The following is a 5,566-nucleotide window of genomic DNA, read 5'->3' as shown; positions in this document are numbered from 1 at the left end:
GTATTCACTATGAGTATAGCAAAAAGAGTATTTGGACTAATTTGGAAGCTCCATTTTATTAACTAACTAAGAATCATATTTCTTTCCCAATCTGTCTTTTGAAATTCAGACAATTAAATGACCTTTTCCTTTTATGGTGAAATCAATCTGATAATCAAAGGTACAACCACTGATGCTCCACTTAATTTTTCTCTGTTTCAATTCGATAACCGATCCCCTTAACAGTTTGAATACTACTGTTCCCTAATTTGCTACGGAGATTTTTGATGTGAACATCAATTGCTCTAGAATCAACAAAAGAATCATATCCCCAAATCGCATCTAAGAACTCCTCTCTTGAAAAAACTTTTCCTTGGTTTAAAAGCATCATCTGCAAAAGCTCAAACTCTTTCGAGGTCAATTCGATCGGCTGGTCTTGCCTACGAACTTGATAGTTATTGACCTCTAAGCTCAGCTCGTTATAGGTGATAGTAGTGTTTTCCTTTGCCCCCGCTCTACGTAAAATTGCATTGATTTTTAACGAAAGGATATTGATAGAAAAGGGTTTGACTACATAATCTTCAATCCGCTTATTATATAGGTTTACTTGAGTAAATTCATCATTCAATGCACTGATAACAATAACTGGTATCTGATTGCATCCGACTAAATGGTTTAAAAACTCTTCCCCACTCATCTTCGGTAATTTTAAATCTAATAAAATCAAATCGAACGTTTGTTTTTCCAAAAATTTTAATGCGGATTCTGCTCGGTCAAAGGATGTAACCTGAAAGCCTTCTCTTTTTAAACTCAGCTCGATTCCTCTTCGGATTTCATTGGTGTCCTCGATGAGAAGAATTTCTTTTTGCATGGTGCTCCTCCTCCTTTAGTCTTTAAGCAAGGTCAGCAGTCTGTTTTTGATGGTATATACACAATCAGAAATCTCTTTGAAGGTCAGGTCATGACTAACGAAAATGATGCATTTGCCAGCGTCTTGTAATTCTTCAAAGATCGATATAACATTTTCGCTATTTGCCAGATCCAGACTGCCAGTCGGTTCGTCTGCAATGATTAGATCAGAATCCAACGCTAATGATCGGGCAATTGCCACTCGCTGCTGCTCACCAGATAACTTGTGGCATTTTTTCATGTGTAGAATGATTTTTCAAGAAATATTTTAAAATTATCCAAAATCTCCTATTTCACCTAATTATTCTGTCTAATTTCACTTGAAATTAATCCGCTAGTTATTTCTTGAAATTTTTTTCTTATGGAAAGGTCATACACCACCATAGTTTTTCTAAAATAAGCAGACTCCTCGCTGAGCAAAATCGTAGATTTTAATAGACTATTCATCGTGTGATGTATAATAAAATTCACCAATTAACATAAGCTCACATTTATTTATCAAAGAAAAAGTTTAGAAATAGAAGAGAATACGGAGGTGAATCACTTAATTTTTTTTCGAAGTTTTCTAAATAATAATATTTACTATCAGTTTCGCAAATTCTATTTATATCATTATCAGTTAAATTTAAATATCTATTATTTTGAGAAAGCTCAAATAGTATTTGTAGCTTTGCATCAAGCATTAATAAATCCGATACAAAAATTAAAGGTTCTTTAATTTTTTTCGGAACAACACAGATGGTAGTATTCTTTCTTAATTTCATAGTATTTCTTTTCAATTAATGGATGTTCCTTTGAAATTTTCAAAAAGAAAGTTTCGTAATAATCAAAATATTTCCCTAAGCTTCCCAAGTCAGTGTCCTCTCGATTTTAATTATCCAAAAATAGACAACGTGTTGTCTTTGTCGTTTTGTTAGTATATAATTTAAAAGTAGAAAAATCAATAAATTATAATCTTACTATGAAAAGTTAAGTAGCTATAATTGAAGGAAGTCGAAATAATTGTAAGATTTGTGGTTTGATAAAAGCTGAAGTGAAAAATATGCTGTTATTTGAAAAGAGGAGGGGGAAGTTATTAAGAAATTACTATGCCAAGCTTTATTATCAATTATTTTTTTTGTTGCTATTACTTTTACAATATACACAGAACAAATCTATGCAGATACTCCAAACGGATACACCTTATATGAGGTGGATACTTATGCGAAACTTAAAGCAGCAATCACAGCTCCTAGCAGTATAAAAAAATATATTTTATTGACTGCAGATATCGTATATGGATTTCCAAATGGAGCAACTGTAAACTCTGGAGGAACTTCTGCCAATAAAACAATTGAACCACTGTATTTTTCATCAGATACCATTATAGACGGATCTGGTAATAGTGGAAATGAGAAACATTCGTTACTATTTGGATATACTGGTACAGACGGATACTATGATTATAGTTCGCCTTTTCGTACGATTACTTCATCAATTAATGTAACATACACCAATCTAAAATTCGGAAATACTACTTATAAAAATTCTACCAATGCTGGGATTTTATACCCGTACACAGAATTGGGGACTAATTTAAATCTGACTTTGAATATTGAGAACGTTGATTATGATATTTTGGGAACAAACGGAGCGCCTTTTAATAGCTACTATTCTGACGGAAATACCTTGCATTTCAGTGGTACAAACAATTTCAATATACCAAATACGAGTAGCGGAGGATATTTTTCCACAGGATACAAGAATATTATTTTTGATGATTCAAGCATTACAAATATAAAAGTTGCTTCGGGTACGACAGAATCTGTCTTTGCAGGAGAACAAGGAGTCGGCGCTCTCAATGTAGAATTGGGTACTAATTCGTATGTTTCTCTAATAAACGGTAAAAATTCATTGTTAACATCAAGTTCTGCTAACCTAACAATAGGAACGAATTCAAACTTTGAATACAATTTAGTTCCGGGAGGGGGGAATGCTAGTTACAGCTATTTAAACACCAATTCTTCCTCAACGACCAATATTAACTTAGCCAATAACTCTAAAGCTTCCTTTGAGAGCACTAAAAGTAGTACGCTTTCCTGGGGCTTAAATGGAACAACGTCATTAAATGTAACATCTCCGAAAAGTGTACTATTTTCTAAAAACAATACTAATACAAATTCCACACTATTTACAGGAAACGCCTTGATTGTAAATCGCTTAGATACTATTCAAGAATATGATTATCAATCAAGTATGTTAAAGCTAGGTGAATCCGAAACAACTGATTATACTTTATTTAATTCTGCAGATTCTAAGACAATTTCTCCTTCGAATACAACCGGAAAATCTGTTTGGATTTATGAACCACAAATCACAATCGAAGAATTATTAACAAGTTCATCAGTTGCTGCCAATCAGAGCGATTTGAATATCAGTGAACCAATATATTATAGTCCAGAGGACTATGATATATTCCAGACCAATTACAAAGTTACTGCTGATTCTTTAAATACAGGTGGTAGTATGACAAGCGAAGGATCCCAGAGTAGTGTTGAGAATGCGACTGAGGATAAATTAATTGCTGATGTTTCATTGACAGATAATTTCACTTACACAGTAAATAATCTACTTGCTCATACTTATTATGTTTATGGTCAAATCAGTGGTAATAAGACTTATACAAGCTCTGCAGTAGGAGATTTTTCTACCACATCAACGAGTAAGTGGGTGGAAGTAAGTCAAGTGATTGAAAAAGGAATTTTTGTTGAGTTTCCTAAAAATATTGATTTTAAATCGAAAATCATTGGTGATTATCAAAGTGAGTCTTATAAAATAATCAATCATAGCAATACTCCAGTCACCATTAGTGTATCTACTCTTACAGAAATTCAATCTAGTTTTTCTTTAGTTAACAAGATTGAAAAAGATAGTAAGCATGCATCAACCTTAAACTTAAATATTAATTCCCCAAGCAATCCTGCCATATCATTAATCAATTTGAATGATATAGACACAAATATTGCAATATCGTTATCATCTTATATAGATTCAACAAAAAATTTTGCTTCTTTTTATTTGAGTGGAAACTATTCGGGTCCATTAGATGGTGAAAAGAATGGTTCATATTCTTTAACATTCAGCATTCAGGATTAAAAAGTTATGAACGTATCGTTTTATTAGAGAGGTTAATTTTTTATGAGACAAGGAGCACTTCATTTTGAAAAATCAAACAAGTAAAAAAACAAGACAAAAGCACATACTACTCATACTGCTTCTGATTATATTATTGTTGTCAGGAGGCATATGTTGGTATGTATTTACAAACAAAACAGAAGAACAAAAAACTACCATAATTGCAGGAAGTTTTTTACCGGATGAAAAAGATGCATCGGAAATGACAGATAGCGATATAGTAAAGTATGCACAAAAAGCTGTCAACGATAGCCAATTTCAAATGATTATTAGTTCTGAAATTAATGTAGATAGTAATAATGATTCGAGTGATATCTATATTCAGAATCCACCTAATAATGCCTATCCTATTGCAGTTGAAATCACTTTGAATGATGGACAAACGATTTATACATCGGGATCAATACAAGTTGGTTATGAAGTCAGAAATGCCACATTAGATACACATTTAGAACCGGGAAATTACACAGGAAAAGCCCTATTTAAATTGTATGATTCGAAAACTTCAGAGGCAAAAGGTCAAGTAGCTGCAGAAGTTAGTATAGCAGTTTTTTGATATGTACGAAAAAATTTTAAAGGAGAGTGCGTCAAATGAAAAAAAATATGTTTAATTTCGTAGTAAGTTTGCTAGTAGGGAGTTTAGGTGTTATAACATCTACGGCGTATGCTGCTGAAACTACGATCAATGATGGATCTAATACTGGGGATGTAACTATTAATGGGACTTTGGGTGCCGATAATACAGACCCTGATGCTGAGATTCCTGAAGGATCAGACTCATGGATTAATGTCACATTAGACACAGCAACAATTTTTTATAATACTTCATCTAGTACAACTATTGAGTCACCAAAATATACGATAAAAAACAATTCAGGAAGACCTGTTACAGTTACTCCAACGGCAATTACACAGACTAATAGTGTGGATATTTCTTCTATTAAGGATTTGACTGTAAATTTTAAACGTGATGACTCGAGTCAGAACTCATCAGCAAAACTTGTTTCAGAAGGATCGGTCGCAGTTACTCAAGCTTCAACATTGACTTTGGCAAATAAAGTCGGACAATTATTATCTACAGACACAGCAGCTACAGATACAAGTACTGTAGCTAATGCTTCAGCAACATTTTCTTATGGTGGATCTGTTTCATCAGCATTATCTACAGCGATTACTCCAACATTCACTATGACACTAACTTTTGCACCGGTTAGTTGGTAAAAAATTAATGTAGAGAGGTGTACACATTGATAAAGAAAATATTATGTTCCTTTTTAGGGATTGTTATATTGGTTAGTGTAAATTTATTATCATGTATTAATACTTCTGCACAACAAACTGAAATTGTTATCAATGGTACTCTACATCCCCAGACCTCGGATAGTTCTGATACAAGCAATTCAGAATCTTCATCAAATAACAATAGCTTGAATCCTGTTATAACTAGCAGTAGTGAACTATACGTTAATTTAACTAATAAGAAACTACCTCAATTGGGAAATAT

Annotated in this window: 7 protein-coding genes; 4 read left to right on the top strand and 3 right to left on the bottom strand. The window is 32.9% G+C overall.

Translation table 11 applies throughout. The features are described 5' to 3' along the window. Nucleotides 1-181: 181 nt before the first annotated feature. The 3 genes from A5882_RS19510 to A5882_RS19500 all read right to left on the bottom strand — a co-directional run bounded on the left by A5882_RS19510 (nucleotide 182) and on the right by A5882_RS19500 (nucleotide 1,652). Nucleotides 182-850 (bottom strand): response regulator transcription factor, encoded by a 669-nt coding sequence (locus A5882_RS19510; protein ID WP_086373589.1) that lies wholly within the window; start codon nucleotides 848-850, stop codon nucleotides 182-184. A gap of 15 nt (nucleotides 851-865) precedes the next feature. Next, nucleotides 866-1,129 carry an ATP-binding cassette domain-containing protein gene (locus A5882_RS19505; RefSeq protein WP_086373588.1) on the bottom strand — a complete coding sequence of 88 codons (264 nt, stop codon included), beginning with the start codon at nucleotides 1,127-1,129 and terminating at the stop codon, nucleotides 866-868. A gap of 250 nt (nucleotides 1,130-1,379) precedes the next feature. Next, on the bottom strand, nucleotides 1,380-1,652 hold the full coding sequence (locus A5882_RS19500; protein ID WP_139843276.1) for a hypothetical protein: 273 nt from the start codon (nucleotides 1,650-1,652) through the stop codon (nucleotides 1,380-1,382). Between the two features lie 427 nt (nucleotides 1,653-2,079). Here A5882_RS19500 and A5882_RS19495 point away from each other — a divergent pair, with 427 nt between their 5' ends. The 4 genes from A5882_RS19495 to A5882_RS20050 form a co-directional block, all read left to right on the top strand. Then, nucleotides 2,080-4,023, top strand: coding sequence for a hypothetical protein (locus A5882_RS19495; RefSeq protein WP_086373586.1), 1,944 nt, complete (start codon nucleotides 2,080-2,082; stop codon nucleotides 4,021-4,023). 64 nt (nucleotides 4,024-4,087) lie between these two features. After that, nucleotides 4,088-4,618: a hypothetical protein gene (locus tag A5882_RS19490; protein ID WP_086373585.1), complete on the top strand. Its 531-nt coding sequence runs from the start codon at nucleotides 4,088-4,090 to the stop codon at nucleotides 4,616-4,618. A 35-nt stretch (nucleotides 4,619-4,653) separates the two neighbouring features. After that, nucleotides 4,654-5,283 carry a hypothetical protein gene (locus A5882_RS19485; protein WP_086373584.1) on the top strand — a complete coding sequence of 210 codons (630 nt, stop codon included), beginning with the start codon at nucleotides 4,654-4,656 and terminating at the stop codon, nucleotides 5,281-5,283. A 26-nt stretch (nucleotides 5,284-5,309) separates the two neighbouring features. Continuing rightward, a partial coding sequence (locus tag A5882_RS20050; RefSeq protein WP_217808292.1) for a hypothetical protein occupies nucleotides 5,310-5,566 on the top strand: 257 nt, incomplete at its 3' end.

The organism is Enterococcus sp. 4E1_DIV0656, from assembly GCF_002140695.1.
GTDB classification, from domain to species: Bacteria; Bacillota; Bacilli; order Lactobacillales; family Enterococcaceae; genus Enterococcus_D; species Enterococcus_D entomosocium.
The sequence above is the reverse complement of the archived record's forward strand: the minus strand, read 5'-3'. Positions and strand labels throughout refer to the sequence as shown.